Origin of the sequence: Planosporangium mesophilum, assembly GCF_016863255.1 — a bacterium.
Lineage (GTDB): Bacteria > Actinomycetota > Actinomycetes > Mycobacteriales > Micromonosporaceae > Planosporangium > Planosporangium mesophilum.
Genome location: NZ_BOON01000005.1, coordinates 87,051 through 111,300 on the forward strand (window position 1 = coordinate 87,051; position 24,250 = coordinate 111,300).

Sequence of the window (24,250 nt, forward strand, 5' to 3'; positions counted from 1 at the left end):
ACGCGACATGCTGGTCAGCGACGCGGCGCCCCTCACCCAGGACGAACTGGGCTGCATCGACGCCTACTGGCGGGCCGCCAACTATCTGTCGGTCGGCCAGATCTACCTGATGGACAACCCGTTGCTGCGCGAGCGGCTGCGCCCCGAGCACGTCAAGCCCCGGCTGCTGGGGCACTGGGGTACCACGCCGGGCCTGAACTTCCTGTACGCGCACCTCAACCGGATCATCCAGGACCGCCGGCAGCCGATGATCTACGTGACCGGACCGGGCCACGGTGCGCCGGGGATCGTCGCCAACACCTGGCTGGAGGGCACGTACAGCGAGACCTACCCGTCCGTCAGCCGGGACGAGCTCGGGATGAGGCGCCTGTTCACGCAGTTCTCGTTCCCCGGTGGGGTACCGAGCCACGCCGCGCCGGAGACTCCCGGCTCGATCCACGAGGGCGGGGAGCTGGGGTACTCGCTGGCCCACGCGTACGGCGCGGTCTTCGACAACCCGCGGCTGGTAGCGGCCTGCGTGATCGGCGACGGCGAGGCGGAGACCGGCGCGCTGGCGACCTCGTGGCACTCCAACAAGTTCCTCGACCCGGTCGGCGACGGGGCGGTGCTGCCGATCCTGCACCTGAACGGGTACAAGATCGCCAACCCGACGGTACTGGCGCGGATCGGCGACGACGAACTGGAGGAGCTGCTGCGCGGGTACGGCTACGAGCCCTACCTGGTCGAGGGCAGCGATCCGCCGGCCGTGCACCAGCGGCTCGCGGGAACCCTCGACGAGGTGTTCGACAAGATCACCGCGATCCAGCTCCGGGCGAGGGTGGACGGCGAGACGCGCCGACCCCGCTGGCCGGTGATCGTCTTCCGTACGCCCAAGGGTTGGACCGGCCCGAAGGAGGTCAACGGGCAGCCGGTCGAGGGGACCTGGCGCGCCCACCAGGTGCCGCTGCCCGACGTGCGGTCCACGCCGGCCCGCCTGGTGGCGCTCGAGCGGTGGATGCGCTCGTACCGGCCCGACGAGCTGTTCCTGTCCTCCGGCGCGCCGCGTACCGAGATCGTGGACTGGCTTCCCCGGGGCGATCTGCGGATGGGCGCCAACCCGCACGCCAACGGCGGCCGGCTCACCCGCGACCTGGAGCTGCCCGACTTCCGCGAGTACGGGGTGAAGGTCGTCGCGGCCGGCGAGACGAGCGCGGAGCCGACCCGGGTACTCGGCGCCTGGCTGCGGGACGTGATCAGAGCCAACGAGTCGCACCGCAACTTCCGGCTGGTCGGGCCGGACGAGACCGACTCCAACCGGCTCAGCGCCGTGTACGAGGCCACCGACAAGGTCTGGCGGGCGCGCATCGAACCGGTCGACGAGCACCTCGCACCCCAGGGCAGGGTGATGGAGATCCTGTCCGAGCACACCTGCCAGGGCTGGCTGGAGGGGTACCTGCTGACCGGCCGGCACGCCCTGTTCAACTGCTACGAGGCGTTCGTGCACATCGTCGACTCGATGGTCAACCAGCACGCCAAGTGGCTCAAGGTCAGCCGGGAACTGCGCTGGCGGATGCCCATCCCGTCGCTGAACTACCTGCTCACCTCGCACGTGTGGCGCCAGGACCACAACGGCTTCTCCCACCAGGACCCCGGCTTCATCGACCACGTCGCCAACAAGTCCGCCGACATCGTGCGGGTGTACCTGCCGCCCGACACCAACACCCTGCTGTCCGTGGCCGACCACTGCCTGCGCAGCCGGCACTACATCAATGTGATCGTCATCGACAAGCACGCCGGGCCCAACTGGCTCGACATCGACGCCGCCGCCCTGCACTCCGCGCGCGGCCTGGGGATCTGGGAGTGGGCCAGCAACGACAAGGGCGACCCCGACGTCGTCCTCGCGGCCGCCGGCGACATACCCACCACCGAGATCCTGGCCGCCGCCGACCTGCTGCGCCGGCACCTGCCGGAGCTACGGGTACGGGTCGTCAACGTGGTCGACCTGATGCGCCTGCAACCGGCCGGCGAACATCCGCACGGCCTGACCGACGCCGAGTTCGACGCCATCTTCACCACCGACCGGCCGGTCATCTTCGCCTACCACGGATACCCGACGCTGATCCACCGGCTGACCTACCGTCGGCACGGCCACGAGCACCTGCACGTACGCGGGTTCAAGGAGAAGGGCACCACCACCACGCCGTTCGACATGCTCGTCATGAACGACATGGACCGCTTCCACCTGGTCATGGACGTCATCGACCGGGTACCGGGCCTGGCGCGCCGGGCCGCCGGCCTGCGCCAGCAGATGGTCGACAGGCGCACCCGGCACAGCGAGTACATCCGCCGCGCCGGTGAGGACCTGCCCGAGATCCGGGACTGGCGCTGGCAGGCGCGGTGAACGCCGAAGGGCAGCCTCGGCCTCGGCCTTGGCTGCCCTTCGGCGTAACCCCGGTAACCCGGTTACTGCTGCTTGCGGGTGGTACCGCGCCGGCGGGTCGTCGACTTCGGCGGTACCGGCGGCTCCGCCGCCCCGGCGGGCGGGAGCACCTGCGTGCTCTCGGGGTCGTCGGCCGGAGTCTGCGCGTCGCCCGACGCCCCCGGCAACTGAATCGGCTGGGTCTTCTCGGCGTCCTGGCCGGCGTCGCCGACCACGGCCGCCGCGTCGGGCGCGATCTCCCACAGCCTGCTGGCGGAGAGGGCGACCGTCGGCTCGTCCGACGGAGGTACCTGCAGCTTGCCCGCCTCGGCCGCGGCACGCTCCGCCGCCGCCTGCTCGGCCCGCTCCCGCGCAGTCCTCGGGGTGCGCTTCTTCGGCGCCGCCAGCGCGGCGGCCTCCTGACGGGCGGCCTCGGCGCGCTCGGCCTCCTGACGCGCCGCCTCGGCACGCTCGGCCTCCGCACGCTCGGCCTCCGCACGTTCAGCCTCCGCACGCTCGGCCTCCGCACGTTCAGCCTCCCGGCGCTCGGCCTCGGCACGCTCGGCTTCCCGGCGGACGGCCTCCGCACGCTCGGCCTCCTGACGCGCCGCCTCCGCACGCTCGGCCTCCTGACGCGCCGCCTCCGCGCGCTCCTCAGCCTCCCGGCGAGCCGCCTCCTCACGCTCGGCCGCCGCACGACGCTCGGCCTCCGCACGCGCCTCAGCCTCCCGACGCTCGGCCTCGGCACGCTCGGCCTCCGCACGCGCCTCAGCCTCCCGGCGTTCCGCCTCGGCCCGCTCGGCCGCCGCACGACGCTCGGCCTCCGCACGCGCCTCGGCCTCCCGACGTTCCGCCTCCCGGCGCTCGGCCTCGGCGCGCTCCTCCGCCTCCCGGCGCTCGGCCTCCTCACGCTCGGCCTGCCGCTGTTCGGCGGCGACGCGCAGCTGGTCGCGTACCTGCGGCACCTCCTGCTCCGCCCGGTTCAGCCAGGACTCCCACCGGTGCTGCATCGGGCGTACCAGCCCGCCACCGACCCCGACCACGAGGATCCCGCCGATGGTGGCGAGTACCGCGATGAGCACCGGGGTGGTGACCGACGTCGCCACGCCGATCTGGTTCAACGCGGCGATGACGCCGATGCCGATGATGAACGCGCTCACCACGCCGGCCAGTAGCCGCCCGTACGACAGGCCGCCCAGCGCGCCGTTGATCAGGTTGCGCGCCCCGGCGGCGATGGCCGCCGCGACCACGATGATGACGATCGCGATGAAGGCCTCGGGCAGCCAGCGCACGACCGCCGCGATCAGATCGGACACCGGGTTGGGCCCCCAGAGGCCGAACGCCAGTTGCAGCGTGAAGAGCAGCACCGCGTAGTAGACGAGGTTCGTCATGAGGCCGCGGGCGTCGTACGGGGTACGCGCCAGCAACCGCCCCACCCCTCCACGCTCCACGGCCTGGTCGAAGCCGACGCGTCGCAGCAGGCGACTCACGCCGGCGCGCAGCAGCCGGGCCACCAGCCAGCCCACCACCAAGATCAATATGAAGCCGATAAGCCTGGGTACGAAACGGGCTACGTCACCGAGCGCGTCCTGGACCGGTCCGGCCGCCAGAGCCGTCACGCTCCACCTCCTCATCCATGAGTTCCTCTCGAACCGTGCCGTACCCGACCGGCACATCAGTGACACGGCGCGATGTGATCACGGTCACAAGCGGAACATTATGCTGGTAGAGGAGGTTATGTACAACGTCGGTGTGACCAGGGTCCCCCGGGCCACAACCTTTGCCTTCGCGGAATTCCGTCCGGCTGGAGCCGCGCTGAGCCACTCGCCGAGAGGCGACCCGCACACCGACCCAAAATTTCATGACCGCGGCGGTACCGGGAACATTCGACCGGTACGAGCGGTTGTGTCATACGTCGGTGTGCTGAGTGTCCCCCGGGCTACAACCTTTGCCTTCGCGGAATACCGTCCGGCTGGAGCCGCGCTGAGCCACTCGCCGAGAGGCGACCTGCACACCGGCACCACGTCGCGCCCCCACGGTCAGTTGACCGTGGGGGCGCTTCGTCACGAGACAATGACCGACGTCATCGGTACGTCACGAAACTCACCGACGCATCGAGCCAGCTTGGCGATCCCGGTCGACCTGGGAGAGGATCCGTGCATGCGATCTGGAACCGACCGTACGAACCGGCGGATCTCCGCCAGACGGCGGAGCCTGCCCGCGTGACCCTCCCCGACACGACCACCACCCGCCCCGAGCTGTCCCACCTGGGTCAGCTCGAGCGGACTGCGCCGACCGGGTCACCGGAGCGGTTACGGGTGCTTCTCATCGAGGACGACCCGGGCGACGCGTTCCTGGTACAGGAACTGCTCGTCGAGGCGCGCGCCCCCGTCGACCTGGAGATCGCGACCAGCGTTGCCGAGGCGCGCTCCCGGCTGCGATCGGTCGACTGCATCCTGCTCGACCTCGGGCTTCCCGACGCGAGCGGCCTGAGCGGCCTGCGCGAACTGCTCAACGAGACCACGGGGACGGCCGTCTGCGTCCTCACCGGCCTCGAGGACGAGCACCTCGGCATCGCGGCGGTCGGCGAGGGCGCCCAGGATTACCTGATCAAGGGCCAGGTCGACGGTGTACTCCTGACCCGCGCGCTGCGCTACGCCGTCGAACGGAAGCGGGCCGACGAGAACGCCCGGCGGCTGCGCGAGGCCCAGCTGCAGCAGGCCGAGTCGGCGCGGCTGGAGCGCGGTCTGCTGCCCCAGCCGCTGGTCGACCCCTCGACGGCCGGACTGGTCTCGTTCTACCGTCCGGGCCGCCACCGGGCACTGCTCGGCGGCGACTTCTACGACGTGGTCGAGGTAAGCCCCGGCCGGCTGCAGCTGCTCGTAGGCGACGTCTGCGGCCACGGGGTGGAGGAGGCCGCGCTCGGCGTCACGCTGCGGGTGGCCTGGCGGGCGCTGGTGCTCGCCCAGGTGCCGGACGATGCCGTACTTCCCGCCCTGGAGCAGGTGCTCGTCAGCGAGCGCCGGTCAGAGGAGCTGTTCGCGACGGTCGCGATGGTCAGCGTCGACGTACCCGCGGGTCGGGCCACCATCCGGCTCGCCGGCCATCCGCCGCCCGTACTGCTCACCGAGGGCCGCGCCGTGCCGTGCGAGGTCGACCCCGGCCTCGTCCTCGGCGTGCTGCCCGGAATGTCGTGCCCGGCGATCGAGATCGACCTTCCCGGCTCGGACTGGGGCCTCCTCACCTACACCGACGGCCTGATCGAGGGGCTGGGCGGCGACACGTACGATCGACTGGGTATCGAGGGGCTGTGTGCCCTGCTCAACGGCTACCGCGACACCGTCGCCACGCCGCACGAGCTGCCCCGGTGGCTGGTCGGCCAGGCCGAGCTGCGAAACGGCGAGCCGCTGGCCGACGACGTCGCGATGCTGCTCCTCAACGCTGGTGGTGCGCAATGGTGAGGCACTGGACGCTGAGCCGGCGGGTCACGGCCCTGTGCGCGGTCGTCGTCCTCCTGCTCGGCGCGCTCGCGACCGGCGCGACCGCCACGGCCGAGACGAGCCGGTCCCACGTCACGGAACTGCTGGACCGGATCGGCCCGCTTCGCACCGACTCCGAGCGCCTGCTCACCGCCCTGGTCGATCAGGAGACGGGGGTACGCGGATTCGCCCTGTCCGGCACCGAGCGTCTCCTCGCTCCCTACCCGGCCGGGATCGCCGAGCAGCGCCGCCTGATCGCCGAGATGCGCGGCTTGACGCGGGACCGCACCGTTCTCACCCAGTTGGACGCCGTCGACGCCCAGGCCGAGGCGTGGCGGGCCGAGGTCGCGGAACCGGCGATCTCGGCGGCCCGCGCAGGCGACTCGACGGCGGCCCAGTCGATCCTGTCCGAGCCGGCCAGGGCACGGTTCGACCAGATCCGGGCCTCGGCCACCGCCCTGCAGGACCGGATCATCGCGGTCCGGGCGGCCGCCGCCGACCGGATCCAGGCCGGCCAGAAGAGGGTCATGACGCTGCTCCTGCTGGCGGCGATCGTGGTGCTGGTCGCCGGACTGGCCCTCGCCGTGCTGCTGCGCCAGCTCGTGACCCGGCCGGTCGTCACCCTCGCCGGCGAGGTCCGCCGGGTCGCCCGCGGCGAGTACGACCGCGAGATCAAAGGCGCCGGGCCGCCGGAGTTGGCCCGGCTGGCCCGCGACATCAACGCCATGCGCCAGCAGATCGTCGCCGACCTGGGCACGGTCCGCCGCGCACACGTCCAGGTGGAGCAGGCGAACCAGCTACTCGAACAGCAGGCCGCGGAGCTGACCCGGTCCAACCGGGACCTGGAGCAGTTCGCGTACGTGGCCTCGCACGACCTGCAGGAGCCGCTGCGCAAGGTGGCGAGCTTCTGCCAGCTGCTGCAGCGCCGGTACGCCGGCCAGCTCGACGAGCGGGCCGACCAGTACATCGCGTTCGCCGTCGACGGCGCGCAGCGCATGCAGCGGCTCATCAACGACCTGCTCGCGTTCTCCCGGATCGGGCGGATCACCAGCGGGTTCACCGAGGTCGACCTGGACCGGGTGGTCAGCGAGGCGGCCGCGCAGCTGAACTGGCGGAGCGAACAGGTCGACGCTTCGGTCACCTGGTCCGGCCTGCCGACCGTACGCGGCGAGGAGCCGCTGCTGTCGGCGCTGTTCACGAACCTGATCAGCAACTCGCTGAAGTTCCGCCACCCCGACCGCTCGCCGCACGTGCGCATCGAGGCCGAGCGGGTCGGCGACGAGTGGCAGATCTCCTGCGCCGACAACGGCATCGGCATCGAACCGGAGTACGCCGACAAGATCTTCGTCATCTTCCAGCGGCTGCACCCCAAGAACGAATACCCCGGTACGGGGATCGGGCTCGCGATCGTCAAGAAGATCATCGAGTACCACGGTGGCCGCGTCTGGCTGGACGCCGAGGCCGAGGAGGGTACGGTCATCCGGTTTGCGCTGCCGGCGACCGCCGACGAGCCCGTATCACCGGCCGCCACCGGCCAGCCGGAGTTGATCCCGGCGGCCGCCGAAGCCGCCCGCACCGAGGAGACCGCACCGTGACCGACGCCCTCTACGGCCCCGCCCCCACGCCGATCGAGGTACTGCTCGTGGAGGACGACCCGGGCGACGTGCTCATGACGCGGGAGGCGTTCGAGGAGCACAAGGTCCGCAACAACCTGTCGGTCGTCAACGACGGCGCCGAGGCGGTCTCCTTCCTGCGCCGGGAGGGTGAGTACAGCGACGCGCCGCGGCCGGACCTGATCCTGCTCGACCTCAACCTGCCCCGGCGCGACGGCCGGGAGGTGCTCGCGGAGATCAAGAACGATCCGGAGCTGCGCCAGATCCCGGTGGTGGTCCTGACCACTTCCGCCGCGGACGAGGACATCGTGCGCAGCTACCAGTTGCACGCGAACGCGTACGTGACCAAGCCGGTCGACTTCGACCGCTTCATCGACGTGGTCCGCCAGATCGACGACTTCTTCGTCAGCGTGGTGAAGCTCCCGCCCCGGGGTTGATCATCGTCGGTAGGTCGCGGCCCCGGGGCAGCCCCGAGGCCACGACCTAGAGGCCACGACCTACCGGATGTTGTAGCGATCTAGCTTCCGCCGCCGAGCTTGTGCAGCAGGAGCGCCTCGGCCAGGCAGCCGCGGGCGAACTCACCCAGGTGCAGGCTCTCGTTGGGCCCGTGCGCCCGCGAGTCCGGGTCCTCGACGCCGGTGACCAGGACCTCCGCGCCCGGGAACATCTCCTGGAACGTCGCGATGAACGGGATCGAACCGCCGATGCCCATCTCGACCGGTGAGGCACCGTCCCACGCCGCCGCGTAGGCCGCGCGGGCCGCGTCGTACGCCGGGCCGGACGTGTCGATCACGCACGGCTCGCCGCCCTGCTCCAGGGTGACCGTCACCCTCGCCCCCCACGGCGCGTTGCGCTCCAGGTGCGCGACGAGCGCCTCGTACGCGGACTTCCAGTTGTCGCCGGGCGCGATGCGCACGCTCAGCTTGGCCTTCGCGGCCGGTACCAGCGCGTTGGGCGCCTCGCCGGTCGGCGGCGCGTCGATGCCGAGTACCGAGATCGACGGCTTGGCCCAGGCCCGCTCCACGATGCGACCGGTACCGATCAGGTCGACGCCGTCGAGCACGCCGGCCTCATGGCGGAACCGGTCCTCCGGGTAGTCGAGCGGGGCCGCGGCGCCGCGGACGAGCCCGGAAACCGCGACGTCACCGTTGTCGTCGTGCAGCGTGGCGAGAAGCCGGGACAGTGTCGTCAGCGCGTCCGGCACCGGCCCGCCGTACATGCCGCTGTGCACCGCGTGGTCGAGCGTGCGTACCTCGACGAAGGCGTTGACGATGCCCCGCAGTCCGGTGGTGAACGCCGGCTGACCGATGTCCCAGTTGGCGGAGTCGGCGATCACGATGACGTCGGAGGCCAGGTCGTCGCGGTACTCACGCAGCAGCGCCTCCAGCGACTCCGAGCCGTACTCCTCCTCACCCTCGACGAACACGACCACCCCGACGGGCAGCGCGTCACCGAACGCCCGCAGCGCGGCGAGGTGCGTCATGACGCCCGCCTTGTCGTCCGCCGCGCCGCGCCCGTACAGCCGGCCGTCGCGCTCGACCGGCTCGAACGGGTCGGTCTGCTGCCACTGGCCGAGGTCGCCGGGCGGCTGGACGTCGTGGTGGGCGTACAGCAGGACGGTCGGCGCACCGGGCGGGGCCGGCTTGCGACCGATGACGGCGGGCTGCCCGCCGGCGCGCACGATCCGGACGTCGGGCAGGCCGGCGCCGCGCAGCAGTTCGGCGACCGCCTCGGCGGAGCGCTCGACCTGGCTGTGGTCGAAGCCCTCGAACGCGATGCCCGGAATCCGGACCAGGCGCTCCAGGTCCGCTCGTACTCCCGGCAGTTCACGGTCGATCGCGGCGCGCAGTTCGGTCTCGCTGATGGGTGCGGTCATGACCGCGATCGTATGTTCCCCCGGGGTCAGGGCTGCTCGTCCCCCCGATCCCGATCCGCGTTGGTCGCGTCCGACCAGGCGTCACCGGTCGGCGGCGGCTGGGAGCCGTTGGCCCGGGGCCGGCCCACGCCGGACACCCAGTCCCGTACCCGGTCGGCGCCCGCGCCGACCCAGTCGCCGGCGCCGTCGCCGAGGCGGCGGAGCAGGGACATCAGCGGATCCTGGGACCGGGCGAACGACTCCCGGTACGAGTCCGCGGCGGCCTTCACGTCGTCGCGTACCGAGGAGGCGCTCTGGTCGTCCCGGCGCGGGTACTCGCCGCTGAGGATGCGCTGGTACTCCCCCGAGTCGATCCACTGCCGCAGCGCCGCCGCCCGCGCGACCGGCAGCGGATGGGTACGGTCGAGCACCATACCGATCTTGATCATGCTGTCGCGCAGGTCGCCGGCCCGGTCGTACTCGGCGGCCTGCTCTCCGAACGCGGTGACGTCGATCTCGGACAGGTCGCCGCCGCCCGCGAGCTTCATCCCCAACCGCAGGCACGCGTGCGGGTCCTGCCCGGCGAGCAGACCGGCCCGGTCGGCGGAGAGTTCGGCCTTGCGCCACCACTCGCGCAGGCCCGCGGCGATCGCCCGCAGCGCCAGCGACCCCACCGGCAGCCAGGCCAGCCGGGCCGCCCAGTCCTGCAGGATCATCGCCATCGTGCGGTAGACGGCGTGCCCGCTGAGCAGGTGGCCGATCTCGTGGCCGAGCAGGCAGCGCAGTTCCTCGTCGTCGAGCAGCTCCAGCGCGCCAGAGTTGATCACGATGAACGGCTTCGACATGCCGATGCACATGCCGTTGATGGAGCGGTCGTACTGCACGAACAGCTCGGGCAGTTCGGCCACGTCGAGGCTGGCCGCCGCCTCCGCGAACAGCCGGTAGACCCGCGGGTACTGCCGGTGGTCGACGCGGATCGCGCTGCCCAGGTACTCCAGCCGCAGCGCCCGCTCGTTCCACAGGCCGGACAGGGCCTTCAGTACGTCGTCGAAGCCTCGCAGTTCGCGGAGCGCGGCGAGGGCTCCCCGGTCGGCGGGGTGCTCCCAGGCCCGCGAACTGATGCCGGTCAGGACTACACGCCTGCGTACCGGCGCCGATTCGTCGGTGGTCATGAGCGTCCTCTCCGCGTTATCGCCGTACCTCGGATCGTCCTCCAGTGGTCGTGCTCCGTAAATACTGGTACTCCGGGTCAAGCGGTCCGTCCGGGGCGCCGTTGACCACGAGGTCCGCGTGCTCGGCCGTACGGTCGGCGGCGAAGTGGGCAGCCTCGTCGGCGAGCCAGCGCAGCAGGTGCGGCCGCAACGCCTCCCCGTCACGCCGGACCGCCCGCGCCAGCCGAAGGTCGCGCGGCGCGGTGACGAACACCGAGAGCGTGAGCTCCGGGCGGATCACCGCCCGCGCGCTGGTCACTCCCTCGATCACGAGGACGTCCGGCACGGGTACGGGTACCGCCCCACCGAACCGCGCCGCGTGCCAGTCGTAGCGGCGGTAGCTGCCCGGCCGGCCACCGCGCAGCGGCTCCAGCACGCCCCGGTCGAAGCGGGGCCAGAACGTGACCATGTCGGCCCAGCCGTCGAGCAGGTCGTCGGTGTGGATCTCGGTGGTCTTCACGCCGGCCTCGCGCAGTGCGTGGGCCAGCCGGCCGGCGAAGGTGCTCTTGCCGGCGCCGGCCGGACCGTCGACGGCAACCAGGCGGACCGGCCCGAGGCGGGCCGGGGCCGCGCGGATCCGCTCCGCCAGATCGGCGAACGTCCCGGGCGCGCCCGTCTCGGGCACGCTCGCGGCGCTCGTCCCGGGGGCGCCCGCGGCGCTCCCGGGCTGCCTGCTCATGGCGCGCCCGGCGGGACGAACGGCAGCCCGGGTGGTGGCCCGGACTCGATCAGGCGCCACAGCGCGCCGGTGTCGAGGTGCTCCTCGACCAGGTCGCCCAGCACGTCGAGGCCGCGCTCGCGCATCGCCGCGAAGTCGGTGTCGGGGGCGACCCGGAACCCGTGCCGGCCGGCTCGGCGGGCCGCCACGTACAGGAACGCGCGGCGGAACTCGTCGCACTCGAAGGCGCCGTGCCAGTGCGTACCGAAGACGTTGCCGACGCGGGCTCCCTCGCCGATCCCGCCGGTGACGTGGATCAGCGGGGTGACGTCGCCGGCGGACACGTACCCGTGGTGGATCTCGTACCCGCGCACCGGGACGCCGAAGCTGGCGCCGACGGGGCGGGCGAGCGTCTTCTCCGGGGCGAACGCGATCTCGATCGGCAGCAGGCCCAGCCCGGCCACGGTGCCGCGCCGGCTCTCGACGTCGTCGTGGATCCGCTGGGCGAGCATCTGGTACCCGCCGCAGATACCCAGCAGCGGCCGGCCCGCCTTCGCGTGGGCCAGTACCGCGTCGGCTAGGCCGGTCTCCCGCAGCCAGTTCAGATCGTCCACGGTGGACTTGCTGCCGGGCAGGACGACCAGGTCGGCGTCGGCCACCTCGGCCGGCTCGGTGGTGATGCGGACCCGTACGCCGGGCTCGGCCGCGAGCGCCTCGGCGTCCGTGGCGTTGGAGATGCGGGGCAGCCGGACGACGGCAACCCGCAGCCACTCGGTGCCCACGGGCTGGGTCGGCCGGCCGAGGGTACGGCCGTACGCCAGGGAGTCCTCGCCGTCCAGCCAGAGGTCACTCTTCCACGGAAGCACGCCGTAGACCGGGCGGCCGGTGAGCTTGTACAGGTCGTCCAGGCCCGGCTGGAGCAGGGCCGGGTCGCCGCGGAACTTGTTGACCACGAACCCGGCCAGCAGCGCCTGATCCTTGGGCGACAGCAGGGCGAGCGTCCCGTACAGCGCCGCGAAGACGCCACCTCGGTCGATGTCGCCGACCACGATCGTGGGGAGCCGGGCGGCCCGGGCCAGGCCCATGTTGACGAAGTCCCCGGCCCGCAGGTTGATCTCGGTAGGGCTGCCGGCGCCTTCGCACACCACCACCTCGTACTCGGCGCGCAGGTCACGCAGCGTGTCCAGCACGGTCTGCCGCAGTTCTGCGCGGAAGTCGCGGTAGCTGGCCGCGTCGACCTGGCCGACCGGCCGGCCGAGCAGGACGACCTGGCTGCTGCGGTCGGAGCCGGGCTTGAGCAGGACCGGGTTGAACCGCACGCTCGGCGCGACCCGGCAGGCGGCGGCCTGCATCGCCTGCGCCCGGCCGATCTCACCGCCCTGCCCGTACTCGTCCACGACGACGGTCGAGTTGTTGGACATGTTCTGCGCCTTGAACGGGGCGACGCTGACGCCACGCCGGGCCAGCCAGCGGCAGATGCCGGCGGTCAGCAGGCTCTTGCCGGCGTCCGAGGTGGTACCGGCGACGAGCAGTCCCCCGCTCATCGGGCCCTCCTCTGAGCTCTCGCGGCGGTGGCGATCACCGCGAGCGCCGTCGCCCCGGCACTGACCAAGCCCGACAGCCGGACGGCCCGGCGGATGTCGCCGACCTCGGGGGCCCGGCCGTGCCGGCCGAGCAGCGGACGCTCCTCGACCCTCCCGGCGTAGTTGTTGCGCCCGCCGAGCCGTACCCCCAGCGCCCCGGCCATGGCCGCCTCACACTGCCCGGAGTTGGGGCTCGGGTGGCGGCGGCCGTCGCGTACCCACGTCCACAGGGCTCGCGACCGACCACCGCCGACCAGCGGAGCCGCGGCGACGGTGAGCGCGGCCGTGATCCGGGCCGGTACGAGGTTGGCGGCGTCGTCGAGGCGCGCGGCGGCCGTACCGAACCGGGCGTACCGGGCCGACCGGTGACCGACCATGGCGTCGAGGGTGTTGATCGCCCGGTAGCCGACCAGCCCGGGAAGCCCGGCCACCGCGCCCCAGAACAGCGCGCCGACGGCGGCGTCGGACGTGTTCTCCGCGACCGACTCGACCGTGGCCCGGGCAAGCTCGGGGGCGTCGAGGGCGGACGGGTCCCGCCCGCACAGGTGCGGCAGGCGCTCGCGGGCGGCGGCGAGGTCGCCGCTTTCGAGCGCCTTGGCCATCGCCGTCGCTTCCCGTCGCAGTGAGGTCGAGCCGAGGACCGCCCAGGTCGCGGCCGCCACCAGCGTGGCCCGGGCCACCGGTCGACGCCGGGTGGCGGCACCCGCGACCAGGGCCACGGCGGTGGGCACGCCGACGGCGACCGCCGCGTACCGGGCGCCGGCCCCGCTGGTCGGCGCGTACATCCGCCGTTCGAGGGCGGCTGCCGCCCACCCGTACCCGGCTACCGGATGCCACCGCCGGGGGTCGCCCAGCGCGGCGTCGAGCAGGGCACCGGCGAGCAACCCGGCTCCGGTGGCGACGGCGATCTTCCCAGACACCCGTGCAGCGTAACGACGTCCGGCCCGCCGCGCCGCCGCGCTCCTCGGGCGCCGGCCGGGATCGGCTCTCCACCGGTGCCGATCCCGGCCGCCCCCGTCCCCCGTCGGGGTCTTTTAGGCCGGTACCGCTATCCGCGACCGCCCGCGCCGCCGGGGTGACGGATCCGTGCCGGTCGAGCCGGTGTCCGACTCGTCGTCGGCCTCGCCGCCCTCGGACTCACCGTCTCCGACTCTGCCGTCGTCCTCGGACGCCCCTGCCTCGTAACCGCCGCCCAGCCCGACGGCCCGAATCACGTTGATCGCGTCCTCCGTCGCGGAGCGGTCGTCCGACCCGTCGGCCCCCGCCGAGTCGAACTCGTCGTACGAGTCGTCGGTCCGCGTCGACGGCGGTTCGAAGGTCGGCGTCGGCGCGTCGGAGGGTGACAGTTCGTCCAGGTCGCTGCGGTGCCGTGCGGAGCCGTTCACCGGCACGCTCGGCTCGCCGCCGATCCGGGTGTCGGCCTCGGCGTCCTCGACGGCGCTGGTCGTACCGGCCGGGCGGTGGCGCTTGAAGGTGGCGAACCCGCGCGACAGGTCGTGGCCCACCGCGATCGCCTCCAGTTCGTAGGAGACCCGGTGCTGGCCGTCGTCGCCGATCCAGTCACGGGTGTACATCCGGCCGGTCACCACCAGCGGGTCACCGGTGAGGACCGACTGGGTCACCCCTTCCGCGAGACGCCTCCAGCAGGTGACCCGCACCCGCAGGCTGGGTCCGTCGACCCAGCGGCCGCTGTCCTTGTCGTAGCGGCGGGACGTGCTGGCCACCCGGAAACTGGCCACGAGGGTGTTGCTGCCGTTGGTGCGCCTGAGCTCCGGTGTATTCAGCGCGTTTCCGACAATAGTTACGGTGGTGTCGAACATCGCTTCTCCCCTGCAATCTCGGCCGTATGAGTCGACTCGCGGCACAGCGTGGTCCCGCACGGGGACGCGCGTCTGCCCGTACCCGTCGATCTGTGGACGGCGAGGGTGCCTGTGGACGGGGCAGCGCGCACGGCGATGATCTGTTAGGGGGTATCCGCTTAGTTGACTGGACGGTAACCTCCCTGCCGTGGAGACGGACCTGCTCGGAGAGCCGTACGAACGGCAGACGATCGACCTCGGCGTGGACGACGAGGGCCCGGTGACCGCGACCCTGGTCCGGCGGCGGGCCGACCGGCCCGACGGGCGCGCGGTGCTGTACGTGCACGGCTTCTCGGACTACTTCTTCCAGCTCAACCTGGCCGATTTCTACACCGCGCGAGGGATCGACTTCTACGCGCTGGACCTGCGAAAGTACGGCCGCAGCCTGCTCTCCCACCAGACGCCGAACTTCTGCCGCGACCTGAGCGAGTACTACGCGGAGCTGGACGAGGCGGCCCGCATCATCCGCGAGGTCGACGGTCACGACCGGCTGCTCGTGAACGGGCACTCCACCGGCTGCCTCATCACCGCGCTCTGGGCGCACGACCGCCGCGTCACCGGCCTGGTCGACGCGATGTTCTTCAACAGCCCGTTCTTCGACATGAACGTGCGCCGGCGGATCAAGATGGTCATGACGCCGCTCGCGATGCGGAAGGGCCGGACACAGCCGTACTACAAGATGCCGGCCAGCCTCAACGAGGTGTACGGCAGCAGCATCCACCGCGACCGGCACGGCGAGTGGGACTACGACCTCGAATGGAAGCCGCTGCCGGGCTTCCCCGTCACCGCCGGCTGGCTGCGCGCCATCCTGCTGGGCCAGAAACGGCTGCACACCGGCCTCGACATCCAGGCGCCGGTCATCGTCGCGTCCTCGACCGCCAGCTACAAGCGCGCCCGGTGGGGCGAGGCGGCGCGGGCGGCCGACTCCGTCCTCGACATCGACCACATGGCCAGATGGACCCCGGCGCTCGGCCGACGGACCACGTTAGTCCGCATCGAGGGTGGCCTGCACGACCTGGCGCTGTCGGCCGAGCCGGCCCGCAAGCAACTCTTCGACGAGCTGGGCCGGTGGATGGACGCTTACTTCTCATAGGTTTCCCAGCCGCTGTCGCGCCGGACCAGGAGCTCGCGGGTCAGCAGATACTGGTCGCCGGCGAAGAACACCCGCTCGACCGTACGCTTCGCGGCGTCCAGGCCGGGCTGCGACTCTGAGCCGGTCACGATGACGACGTCGCGGGCCGGTACACCGACGACCAGGTCGCCTGCGACGTCAGCGGCCAGACGCCCCCACAGCCGGTCGACCAGGAGCAGGCTCGACTCGATACCGTCGAAGGCGAGCATCAGAGTCGGCGGCCGCCCGTGCACCCGGACGGTGTCGATCCTCGCGTCGAGGTTCTCGGCGGCCTGGTTTCTCAGTGCCCGTCGGGAGAGCCCGAGGCTGTCAAGGTCGAGCCAGTTGACCAGCCGCTGGCCGTACGGCGGACCGAACGAGTACGCGATCGCGAGGTCACCGGTGAACTCGTCGAGCACCGGAGCGGCCGGGTCCCCGGACGGGTCCTCCGCCGCGGGTGCGAGAAGCGGCAGGAACGTGGTGCTCGTCACGTGCACGGAAGCACGGTAGCCGGTCGCTGCTCGCATTGGGCATCGTCCATATAGCCTGGTGCGCTAGTAGTATTTATACCGTAAGCCCGAAACGTTCCATGACTTGCTGTAGTCATCTGGAACGTTTGCGTACATGGCGGGAAATCGGACGCGCCGGTACCCCTTACGACCAGCATGAAGGCGTGGTATGGCGGTAGCCTTTGTCGGCGGCGCCGAGAGGCGTCGTCAGGCGCTCGTAGCTCAGTGGATAGAGCAGAGGACTTCTAATCCTAAGGTCGCAGGTTCGAATCCTGCCGGGCGCGCAGACGTCATGCCGTGAGGCACCGCGCCGCATACGTCGAGCCGATCTTGGCCGGGCATGGCGCCGAGCAGGTACGGACACGGCCGCTGCTCCCAGGTACGCAAGCAGCGCGCCCGGCGGATCCTCTCCGGGCCAACGAACCGGTGCGGGACACAGGAGCCGCCTGTACCCGGATGGCCCCACGCCGCCGCGCCGACCCCCGAGATCACAGCTGCCAAGCCGTCGGCGCCCCACAGCGTTACTCCGGTCAGATTCACCGCCAACGACTAGTGTGCGAACATCGGCTTGAACTGGGAGGCGAGCGCGCCATGGATCCGATCAAGCTCGCCAAGCTCCCGGACATCAAGCCACGGTCGCCGATCACCACGCTCGACCGGGAAAAGTACCTTGGCCAGCCCGACACCTTCCCAGTTGATCGAGTAGCTCCGCTCGTCGGGATGTCGCCCATCTTCATTCGAAAAGTCGTCGGCAAGACCGCCCCGCTCACCGTCGACGACGTGATCCTGCTCCTCGACCAGGACGCGTACGCCGAGACGTTCATCCGCCGCAGCCAGGTGCTCGACCACCTCTTCAAATCGGAAGGGCCCCGGGAATCGGCGCTCCTACCGGAGCCGGAGTCCTACGACATCCACGAAGGAAACGTTCTGCAGGTACTCGGGCACTTGCCCCGCGAGAGCGTTCAATGCGTCGTGACCTCGACGCCGTACTGGGCCTTGCGGATCTACAAGGAATCGTTCTGGGTCCAGTGGGCCGATGGAGAGTCCTGCCCCTACGGCCACGAGCAGACGCCCGAGGGATTCATCCGGCACACCGCCGAGGTCCTGTTCGCACTGAGTCGGGTCCTGCGGTCGGACGGTTCCATCTGGTGGAACGTGATGGATTCGTTCAACACCCGGACCCAGATCCGGGGCAACGCCCTTGAAGCGCTGCACGCCATGCAGGGCAAGGACAAGCGGTCGTGGTCCGAACACGAGTGCCGTCGCTACAGCGCCGGCCACTCGTACCTCAAGGACGGCGAGCAGTGCCTGATCCCGTGTCAGGTCGCCGAGCGTGCCAGCAGGATGGGGCTGTACGTCAAGAGCATCGTCACCTGGGCGAAGACCGGCACCTTGCCGGAGCCTCAGAATTCCAGGGTCAGCCGAAACCTCGAGTACGTCATTCACCTTTCGAAGGTTCGTACCCCGAAGTTCGACAAGGATGCCTACCGGACACTGCCGGTCGCCATGGGCGGGCGGGACCCACGCACCGAACTGGACAAGCTCTCCGACGTCTGGACGATCTCCCCGTCCGTCGGCGGCGACGGCCACGGAGCCCAGTTCCCGCTGGCGCTTCCCGGCAGGTGCATCGGCTTGACCACCGAGCCGAACGACGTGGTGCTCGACCCGTTCGCGGGGAGCGGCAACGCCGGCGTCGCGGCCATCAAACTCGGCCGCCGGTTCATCGGAATCGACGTCGCGAAGGACTACGCGGATCAGGCACGACGCAAGATTTCTCGCGCGATGACGGCGCCCTGGCCGGTACCGCCCGCGCGGCCATTGGCTGGCCGACCACGGACCCCGGTCACCACCACCGACCCTGCTCGCCCTTGGCGCCCTGCCTGACGCTGCCCAGCCACTGTGGCCCCATGCCGTCGATCTTCACCACCAGGTCGGCCACCTCCGCGCCCGGATCACCGCCGTAGTGCTTGATGACCAGGGCCGACACCTCGTCCCCGGCGACGGGGTGCGAGCCGCCGCGTACCTGGTCGACCCGTGACACCCGCCTGCTGAAGGCATCCTCGTCCGCGGCACTGACGCCGTACGTGACGATGCTGCCCAACACTGCCATCGCCGCCCCCTCCGATCCTTACGCGAATCACGGCATGGACGACGGTAACTTAACCCGCGGCGCGCGACGACACAGGATTCCGTTGCGCAGTCGCGACGATCGGGGTCCCGGCCGTCCCCGAACGGCCCTTGACCCGCCTTGAGCGGCGGCGATATATTTTTCCCATTCTTCGGCCGCCATTATTCGCAGCCATGAAACATTTTCGAGTATGACCACCGGGGCAATTCCGGGTCATTTATCGGTGCCCCGAACCGCAGGTCAGGACCGGTTGATCTCCATTCAGGAGGTGATGCCGCCATGCCTATTTTCGGCTGGGATTGACGCCTCGGACTACGACTGGGATCGCGGCCCGATGGACCTGGGCTCGGCGGTCCGGGACGGAATGACGTTCTTCACCCACAAGGCGACCGAGGGCACCTCGATCAGGCACGCCCACTACCGGGACGCGCTGACCCGGGCGGCCGCCGCCGGGATGGCCTTCATGGGGGCGTACCTGGTCGTCCGCACCCCGGGTAACAACGGCCACGGGTCCGTCCCAGCTCAGGTCAGCTACTTCCTGTCGTACCTCGACTCGCAGACGCCGTGGTGGCGGACCCGGCCGGAGTTCTTCCTCCAGGTCGACACCGAGCACTGGGGCTACGACGATGTCGGGCCGCAGCACGGCGCCGAGGCGTGCGCCCTGCTGCGCGCACAGACCGGCAAGTGGGTCGTGCACTACGCCCCACGCTGGGCGTACGGCGACAGCATCCCCGGCGACGACCCACTGTGGGCGTCGTCGTACGGCACCAACCCGGCCGCGCCGTACCGCCAGGTGTACCCGGGCGACAACAGCAGCGCCTGGGCGCCGTACAGCCGGCGTACGCCCATCTTCCTCCAGTACGGCAGCAGAACCACGATCGGCTCGCAGCCGAACTGTGACGCCAACGCCTACCGCGGGACTGTCGACCAGCTCCGCACCGTCATCACCGGAGGAGACATGGACCAGCAGACCGAACGCGCACTCAAGGTGGCCTTCGCCGTGCCGTACGACCAGGACCCGGCGGCGATCAGCCCCGGCTGCTGGGTGTCGAGGGCGGTCGAGCAGCCGCTGCGCGAGACCCTCGGCAAGGTGCGCGAGGTGTCGACCAAAGTGGACGCTCTACAGCCCGGCACGCCGACCCAGGCCCAGATCGACGCGGCGGTGCTCAAGGCGATGAAGGATCCGGACGTGTTGAAGGGCATCGGCGACGCGATCGCCTCGCATCTGCACGTGACCTGACGACGCCGGACCGGGCGCACTGGGTGAGGGCGACGCAGGAGAGTACGAGCAGCGCGCGGCTCCTGCCGTAGCTTGACAGAAATCGGGCTTCCGTAAACCACCGGGGCGCGCGAGGCTTGTGCCATGACATCGTCAACCATCGACCTCAGGATGCTCGCCGACCCGGCCCTCCGCGCCGACCCGTACCCCCTGCTCGCCCAGTTGCGCGAGGCCTCGCCGCTGTCCTTGATGGACGGTGCGCTGGTGGTGACGGGCCGGCACCGGGACCTGGCGGCCATCCTGCGCCACCAGAACGCCAGCAGCGAGCGCCAGCGCTCCATGGTGGCACCGTCCGGCGTACCGACCGGAGCGCTGTCGTTCCTGTCCCTGGACCCGCCCGACCACACCCGGCTGCGCCGGCTGGTCTCCTCCGCGTTCACCCCCCGGGTGATCGCCGCCCTGCGGCCGCGCGTCACCGAGGTGGTCGACGCGCTGTTCGCCCGGGTCGCGGAGCAGGGGCGCATGGACGTGGTCGATGACCTGGCGTATCCGCTGCCGGTGCAGATCATCAGCGAGATGCTGGGCGTGCCGCGGGAGGACGACGAGCAGTTCCGGGTCTGGTCCGGCCTGCTGGCCCGGGCGCTGGACCCGCAGTTCGCCGACCCGGACCCGCAGCGGATGGCCGGGGCGGAGACCGCGCGGGACGAGTTCGACCGGTACTTCTCCCGCCTGATCGCGCAGCGCCGGGCCCACCCGCGCGAGGACCTGCTGTCGCTGCTGGTGCACGCCGAGTCGGAAGGCGACAAGCTCACCGAGTCCGAACTGCTGGCCACCTGCGTACTGCTGCTCGTGGCCGGCCACGAGACGACGACGAACCTGATCGCCAACGCGGTACTGGCGCTGCTGCGCAACCCGGACCAGCTCGACGCCCTGCGGGCACGGCCGGAGCTGGTCGAGGGCTGCACCGAGGAGACGCTGCGCTACGACGCGCCGGTACAGCTCACCACGCGGGTGGCCCGCGGCCCGCTGCCCGTCGGCGATCTGGAGCTACCCGAGGGCGGCGTCGTCCTGATGCTGATCGCGGCGGCCAACCGCGACCCGGACGTGTTCGACGACCCGGACCGCTTCGACATCACCCGCAAGCCCGGTGGGCACCTCGCGTTCGCCGCCGGCATCCACTTCTGCCTGGGCGCCGGGTTGGCCCGGCTGGAGTCGGCCGTCGTGCTCGACGCGTTCGCGCGGCGGATCGTCGCGCCGCGCCTGCTCGGGCCCGTGGAGTACAAGGCGAACTTCACCCTGCGCGGCCCGGCCCGGCTGGATGTCGGGTTCGACGGGGTCACCACCTGACGTTTGCGCGTACCGGCGGGGCGGGCACATGAGAACCGACTGAGCCCGCCCCTTGCCGCCGGACGAGAGACCGACACCCATGAGTGAGTACTGGTACAAGGAGGCGGTCGTCTACTGCCTCGACATCGAGACGTTCGCCGACTCCAACGGCGACGGGGTCGGCGACATCCGGGGGCTGATCGGACGCCTCGACTACCTGGCCCGGCTCGGCGTGACCTGCCTGTGGCTGAACCCGATCCACCCCTCCCCCGGCCGTGACGACGGGTACGACGTCACCGACTTCTACAACGTCGACCCGCGCATCGGCAGCCTCGGCGACTTCGCCGAACTGCTGCACCAGGCGTCCAACCGCGGCATGCGGGTCATGATCGATCTCGTCGTCAACCACACCTCGGACGAGCACCCGTGGTTCCGGTCGGCCCGCTCGTCACCGGACTCGGAGTACCGCGACTGGTACGTGTGGTCGGACTCCGAGCCGTCGGACCGGTTCCAGGGCATGGTCTTCCCCGGCGAGCAGCGCGAGACGTGGAGCTACGACCGCACCGCGAGGGCCTGGTACTACCACCGCTTCTACGACTTCCAGCCCGACCTCAACTTCCGCAACCCGGCGGTACGCGAAGAGGTCAAGAAGATCATGGCGTTCTGGCTGCAGCTGGGTGTCGCCGGGTTCCGCATGGACGCCGTACCGTTCATCATCGAGCTGACCGAACCGGGCAAGAACCCGTGCCCGATGGACTGGGACTTCCTCACCGAGCTACGCCAGCACGTGCAGTGGCGCAAGGGCGACGCCGTCCTGCTGGCGGAGGCCAACGTCGAGCCGGACAAGCTCCCCGAGTACTTCGCCGACGCCGGCGGCTCGAACAGCCGGATCCACATGCTGTTCGACTTCATGCTCAACGGGCGCCTGATCCTCGCCCTGGCCCGGCAGGACCCGGAGCCGATCATCGAGGCGCTGCGGGCGACCCCGCAGCTGCCCCGGGGCGGCCAGTGGGCGACGTTCCTGCGCAACCACGACGAGATCGACCTCTCCCGGCTCACCGCCGAACAGCGCGCGGACGTGTTCGCCGCGTTCGGCCCGGACGAGAACATGCGCCTGTACGACCGGGGCATCCGCCGCCGCCTGGCGCCGATGCTCGGCGGTGACCGGCGTCGCCTGGAGCTCGCGTACTCGCTGCAGTTCAGCCTGCGCGGCACGCCGGTCCTGCGCTACGGCGAGGAGATCGGCATGGGCGATGACCTTTCGCTACCGGGCCGCAACGCGATCCGTACCCCGATGCAGTGGTCGCCGTCGACCGGCGGCGGATTCTCGACAGCCGAGGAGACGGTCCGCCCGGTGATCTCCGGCGGGGACTACGGGTACGAGAAGGTCAACGTCACCGACCAGCGCCACGACCGGGACTCGCTGCTCGGCTGGTTCGAGCGGATGATCCGCACCCTTCGGGAGAGCCCCGAGGTCGGCGCCGGGTCCTGTGTCCACGTGGACCGCAAGCTGCCGGCCGGGGTGCTGGCACACCGGGCCGACGGATCCACCGGCACCATGCTCTTCCTGCACAACCTCGGCCTCGACGAGGTCGTCGTCGACCTCGGCGACCTGTTCGGACAGGCGCACGACCCCAACCAGGTGCTCGGTGACCGCGACTACCCGCCGGTGGGGCGCCTGGACGCGCTCGAACTCGGCGGGTACGGCTACCGCTGGATCCGGCTGGACCGCTCTCCGGGTACCTGAGCGGCTTCAGAGCCACCCGGTTGCGGCTCGGGTAGGCGTCTCAGGCGTGCCTGTCGCCGGTCGATTCGACCGGTGACACGCTCCCGCACGAAGGACAAAGCCTGTGACCCGTACGATCCGTCGCGCCGCCGTCTCCGCCGCCCTGATCACCGCCGCGTTCGGCGCCACGCTCACCGTCTCCGGTGCCGCCAACGCCGCCACCGTCAGCCCCACCACGGTCGAGAACCAGATCAGCACGCTGATCAACTCCAAGCGTGCGGCGGCCGGCTGCGGCGCCCTGCGCACCGATGAGCGGCTGCGTACGGTCGCCCGCGCGCACAGCGCCGACATGGCGACGCGCAACTTCTTCAGCCACAACGGCTCCGACGGCAGCACGTTCGCCACCCGGATCAAGAGCGTCGGGTACACCCGCGCGTACGGCGAGAACATCGCGTGGGGCTACCGCACCGCGACCGCCGTGGTCGACGGCTGGATGAACAGTGCGCCGCACCGCGCCAACATCCTCAACTGCGCGTACAACAACGTCGGCGTCGGAGTGGCCTACAAGGCCGACGGCACCCCGTACTGGACGCAGGACTTCGGCCGCTCCTGACCCCCGGTGAGTGAGGAGGGCGCCCCTGTCGACAGGGGCGCCCTCCTCACGTTGCGCAGCGGGCGGCCAGAATGCAGGTGTCGTCGTCCGGGTTGGCCGGTGGGAGCCGGCGCAGCAGCTCGGTCAGCGAGCAGTCGCCGCCCTCGGCGATGCTCGCCAGCAGCGAGTCGGCGACGTCGTCCAGCCGTTCGTCGTGCCCGCCGCCCCGCGGCTCGATCAGCCCGTCGGTGAACAGCACCAGGGTGTCGTCGCGGGCCAGGGTGGCCGTCGCCGTCCGGTAGCCCGACCTGGCGTTGGCGCCGAGCAGCATGCCCTGCGGCCGGGCCAGCTCGCTCACCTCATGACCGTGTACCAGCAGCGGGACCGGGTGTCCGGCCTGTGCCCAGGTCAGTACCCCGGTGGTCCGGTCGAACCGGGTGATGACGGCGGTGGCGGTCCGGGGCCGCTCCCCCTCGCGGTCGCACAGCACGCGATTCAGGTACCCGAGAAGCTCCGCGGGGTCCGTCGTGGTCGTCACGACCAGCGCGGCGAGGGCGTGCCTCAGCTCGGTCATGGTGGCCGCCGCGGTGAGGCCGTGGCCCGCGACGTCGCCCACGGCGAGGACGACGGTGCCGTCGGCGGCGGCCGCCGCGTGGTACCAGTCGCCGCCCACCGGCTCGCCGTGCTCCGCGGGCAGATAGCGCACGGCGACCTGGAGTCCCGGCAGGGTGAACGGTGCCGCCGGCAGCGGCAGGATGATGTGGCGTAGCTGCTCGGCCAGCCGGCGTTCGGCGTCGATGACGCGCCGGGCCTCGGCGGCCGCCCGGCGCAGCGCGGCGTTCTCGGCCCGCAGGCGCACCACGGCCGCCGCGAGCGAGGCGTACCCCTTCGCTGGCGACGCGCCGGCGTTCATCTCCTGACGATGGCACACCGGGGCAGCGAGCTGAACCCCCGATAGGCCTGAAACCGTTGGTACATAAGGA

19 protein-coding genes, 1 tRNA gene and 1 pseudogene are annotated in these 24,250 nt (G+C 71.0%); 11 read left to right on the forward strand and 10 right to left on the reverse strand.

The genetic code is table 11. The features are described 5' to 3' along the window. The first annotated feature begins 7 nt into the window (after window positions 1-7). Window positions 8-2,380 (forward strand): phosphoketolase family protein, encoded by a 2,373-nt coding sequence (locus Pme01_RS02900; RefSeq protein WP_168112788.1) that lies wholly within the window; start codon window positions 8-10, stop codon window positions 2,378-2,380. Window positions 2,381-2,442: 62 nt separating this feature from the next. Here Pme01_RS02900 and Pme01_RS31725 read toward each other — a convergent pair whose 3' ends face one another. Further along, window positions 2,443-4,017 carry a mechanosensitive ion channel family protein gene (locus Pme01_RS31725; RefSeq protein ID WP_239087983.1) on the reverse strand — a complete coding sequence of 525 codons (1,575 nt, stop codon included), beginning with the start codon at window positions 4,015-4,017 and terminating at the stop codon, window positions 2,443-2,445. A 639-nt stretch (window positions 4,018-4,656) separates the two neighbouring features. Here Pme01_RS31725 and Pme01_RS02910 point away from each other — a divergent pair. The 3 genes from Pme01_RS02910 to Pme01_RS02920 are packed head-to-tail and all read left to right on the forward strand — an operon-like array spanning window position 4,657 to window position 7,927. Beyond that, window positions 4,657-5,859 (forward strand): PP2C family protein-serine/threonine phosphatase, encoded by a 1,203-nt coding sequence (locus tag Pme01_RS02910; RefSeq protein WP_205863682.1) that lies wholly within the window; start codon window positions 4,657-4,659, stop codon window positions 5,857-5,859. Further along, window positions 5,853-7,472: a sensor histidine kinase gene (locus Pme01_RS02915; RefSeq protein WP_168112786.1), complete on the forward strand. Its 1,620-nt coding sequence runs from the start codon at window positions 5,853-5,855 to the stop codon at window positions 7,470-7,472. Before Pme01_RS02910 ends, Pme01_RS02915 begins: the two co-directional genes overlap by 7 nt. Then, window positions 7,469-7,927 (forward strand): response regulator, encoded by a 459-nt coding sequence (locus tag Pme01_RS02920; protein WP_168112785.1) that lies wholly within the window; start codon window positions 7,469-7,471, stop codon window positions 7,925-7,927. The genes Pme01_RS02915 and Pme01_RS02920 overlap by 4 nt, the downstream gene beginning before the upstream one ends. A gap of 80 nt (window positions 7,928-8,007) precedes the next feature. On the opposite strand, the gene Pme01_RS02925 is transcribed toward Pme01_RS02920, so the two are convergent. From Pme01_RS02925 to Pme01_RS02950, 6 genes are all read right to left on the reverse strand, one after another. Next, window positions 8,008-9,366, reverse strand: a complete 1,359-nt coding sequence (locus Pme01_RS02925) for a dipeptidase (protein WP_168112784.1) — start codon at window positions 9,364-9,366, stop codon at window positions 8,008-8,010. Window positions 9,367-9,392: 26 nt separating this feature from the next. Further along, complete coding sequence (locus Pme01_RS02930) at window positions 9,393-10,517, reverse strand: M48 family metallopeptidase (protein ID WP_168112783.1); 1,125 nt, start codon at window positions 10,515-10,517, stop codon at window positions 9,393-9,395. Window positions 10,518-10,533: 16 nt separating this feature from the next. Then, complete coding sequence (locus tag Pme01_RS02935) at window positions 10,534-11,181, reverse strand: uridine kinase family protein (RefSeq protein WP_168112782.1); 648 nt, start codon at window positions 11,179-11,181, stop codon at window positions 10,534-10,536. Window positions 11,182-11,231: 50 nt separating this feature from the next. Next, window positions 11,232-12,758 carry a cobyric acid synthase gene (locus Pme01_RS02940; RefSeq protein WP_168112781.1) on the reverse strand — a complete coding sequence of 509 codons (1,527 nt, stop codon included), beginning with the start codon at window positions 12,756-12,758 and terminating at the stop codon, window positions 11,232-11,234. Further along, window positions 12,755-13,705: a cobalamin biosynthesis protein gene (locus Pme01_RS02945; RefSeq protein ID WP_168113390.1), complete on the reverse strand. Its 951-nt coding sequence runs from the start codon at window positions 13,703-13,705 to the stop codon at window positions 12,755-12,757. Before Pme01_RS02945 ends, Pme01_RS02940 begins: the two co-directional genes overlap by 4 nt. A gap of 126 nt (window positions 13,706-13,831) precedes the next feature. Then, entirely contained in the window at window positions 13,832-14,617 is a 786-nt protein-coding gene (locus tag Pme01_RS02950) for a single-stranded DNA-binding protein (protein WP_168112780.1), read from the reverse strand. A 187-nt stretch (window positions 14,618-14,804) separates the two neighbouring features. Here Pme01_RS02950 and Pme01_RS02955 point away from each other — a divergent pair. Beyond that, window positions 14,805-15,740 (forward strand): annotated as a pseudogene (locus Pme01_RS02955) (alpha/beta hydrolase); the annotation flags it as partial. Here the strand turns inward: Pme01_RS02955 and Pme01_RS02960 are convergent. Then, window positions 15,737-16,294: a DUF1444 family protein gene (locus tag Pme01_RS02960; protein ID WP_240947574.1), complete on the reverse strand. Its 558-nt coding sequence runs from the start codon at window positions 16,292-16,294 to the stop codon at window positions 15,737-15,739. The pseudogene Pme01_RS02955 and the gene Pme01_RS02960 overlap by 4 nt on opposite strands. A gap of 193 nt (window positions 16,295-16,487) precedes the next feature. Between Pme01_RS02960 and Pme01_RS02965 the strand changes: the two genes are divergently transcribed. Together Pme01_RS02965 and Pme01_RS02970 are read left to right on the forward strand one after the other, a co-directional pair. Continuing rightward, a tRNA-Arg gene (locus Pme01_RS02965) sits at window positions 16,488-16,560 on the forward strand. A 172-nt stretch (window positions 16,561-16,732) separates the two neighbouring features. Beyond that, complete coding sequence (locus Pme01_RS02970; RefSeq protein ID WP_203935403.1) at window positions 16,733-18,160, forward strand: DNA-methyltransferase; 1,428 nt, start codon at window positions 16,733-16,735, stop codon at window positions 18,158-18,160. Here Pme01_RS02970 and Pme01_RS02975 read toward each other — a convergent pair. Beyond that, on the reverse strand, window positions 18,120-18,386 hold the full coding sequence (locus Pme01_RS02975) for a hypothetical protein (RefSeq protein ID WP_168112778.1): 267 nt from the start codon (window positions 18,384-18,386) through the stop codon (window positions 18,120-18,122). The two genes, Pme01_RS02970 and Pme01_RS02975, sit on opposite strands and share 41 nt — an antisense overlap. Window positions 18,387-18,738: 352 nt before the next feature. On the opposite strand from Pme01_RS02975, the gene Pme01_RS02980 reads away from it, so the two are divergent. The 4 genes from Pme01_RS02980 (at window position 18,739) to Pme01_RS02995 (ending at window position 23,288) form a co-directional block, all read left to right on the forward strand. Beyond that, entirely contained in the window at window positions 18,739-19,644 is a 906-nt protein-coding gene (locus Pme01_RS02980; protein ID WP_168112777.1) for a GH25 family lysozyme, read from the forward strand. Window positions 19,645-19,767: 123 nt separating this feature from the next. Beyond that, on the forward strand, window positions 19,768-20,970 hold the full coding sequence (locus Pme01_RS02985) for a cytochrome P450 (RefSeq protein ID WP_168112776.1): 1,203 nt from the start codon (window positions 19,768-19,770) through the stop codon (window positions 20,968-20,970). Between the two features lie 79 nt (window positions 20,971-21,049). Continuing rightward, window positions 21,050-22,696 carry an alpha-amylase family protein gene (locus Pme01_RS02990; protein ID WP_168112775.1) on the forward strand — a complete coding sequence of 549 codons (1,647 nt, stop codon included), beginning with the start codon at window positions 21,050-21,052 and terminating at the stop codon, window positions 22,694-22,696. Window positions 22,697-22,799: 103 nt separating this feature from the next. Beyond that, window positions 22,800-23,288, forward strand: coding sequence for a CAP domain-containing protein (locus Pme01_RS02995; protein WP_168112774.1), 489 nt, complete (start codon window positions 22,800-22,802; stop codon window positions 23,286-23,288). A 46-nt stretch (window positions 23,289-23,334) separates the two neighbouring features. On the opposite strand, the gene Pme01_RS03000 is transcribed toward Pme01_RS02995, so the two are convergent. Further along, entirely contained in the window at window positions 23,335-24,180 is an 846-nt protein-coding gene (locus Pme01_RS03000) for a PP2C family protein-serine/threonine phosphatase (protein WP_168112773.1), read from the reverse strand. Window positions 24,181-24,250 lie beyond the last annotated feature (70 nt).

Coding starts and splice junctions, on each gene's coding strand:
- Pme01_RS02915 (WP_168112786.1), top strand. CDS start 5,853: ATGGTGAGGCACTGGACGCTGAGCCGGCGGGTCACGGCCCTGTGCGCG.
- Pme01_RS02940 (WP_168112781.1), bottom strand. CDS start 12,758: ATGAGCGGGGGACTGCTCGTCGCCGGTACCACCTCGGACGCCGGCAAG.
- Pme01_RS02900 (WP_168112788.1), top strand. CDS start 8: ATGCTGGTCAGCGACGCGGCGCCCCTCACCCAGGACGAACTGGGCTGC.
- Pme01_RS02990 (WP_168112775.1), top strand. CDS start 21,050: ATGAGTGAGTACTGGTACAAGGAGGCGGTCGTCTACTGCCTCGACATC.
- Pme01_RS02950 (WP_168112780.1), bottom strand. CDS start 14,617: ATGTTCGACACCACCGTAACTATTGTCGGAAACGCGCTGAATACACCG.
- Pme01_RS02980 (WP_168112777.1), top strand. CDS start 18,739: ATGGACCTGGGCTCGGCGGTCCGGGACGGAATGACGTTCTTCACCCAC.
- Pme01_RS02930 (WP_168112783.1), bottom strand. CDS start 10,517: ATGACCACCGACGAATCGGCGCCGGTACGCAGGCGTGTAGTCCTGACC.
- Pme01_RS02970 (WP_203935403.1), top strand. CDS start 16,733: ATGGCCCCACGCCGCCGCGCCGACCCCCGAGATCACAGCTGCCAAGCC.
- Pme01_RS02975 (WP_168112778.1), bottom strand. CDS start 18,386: ATGGCAGTGTTGGGCAGCATCGTCACGTACGGCGTCAGTGCCGCGGAC.
- Pme01_RS03000 (WP_168112773.1), bottom strand. CDS start 24,180: ATGAACGCCGGCGCGTCGCCAGCGAAGGGGTACGCCTCGCTCGCGGCG.
- Pme01_RS02925 (WP_168112784.1), bottom strand. CDS start 9,366: ATGACCGCACCCATCAGCGAGACCGAACTGCGCGCCGCGATCGACCGT.
- Pme01_RS02960 (WP_240947574.1), bottom strand. CDS start 16,294: ATGCGAGCAGCGACCGGCTACCGTGCTTCCGTGCACGTGACGAGCACC.
- Pme01_RS02985 (WP_168112776.1), top strand. CDS start 19,768: ATGACATCGTCAACCATCGACCTCAGGATGCTCGCCGACCCGGCCCTC.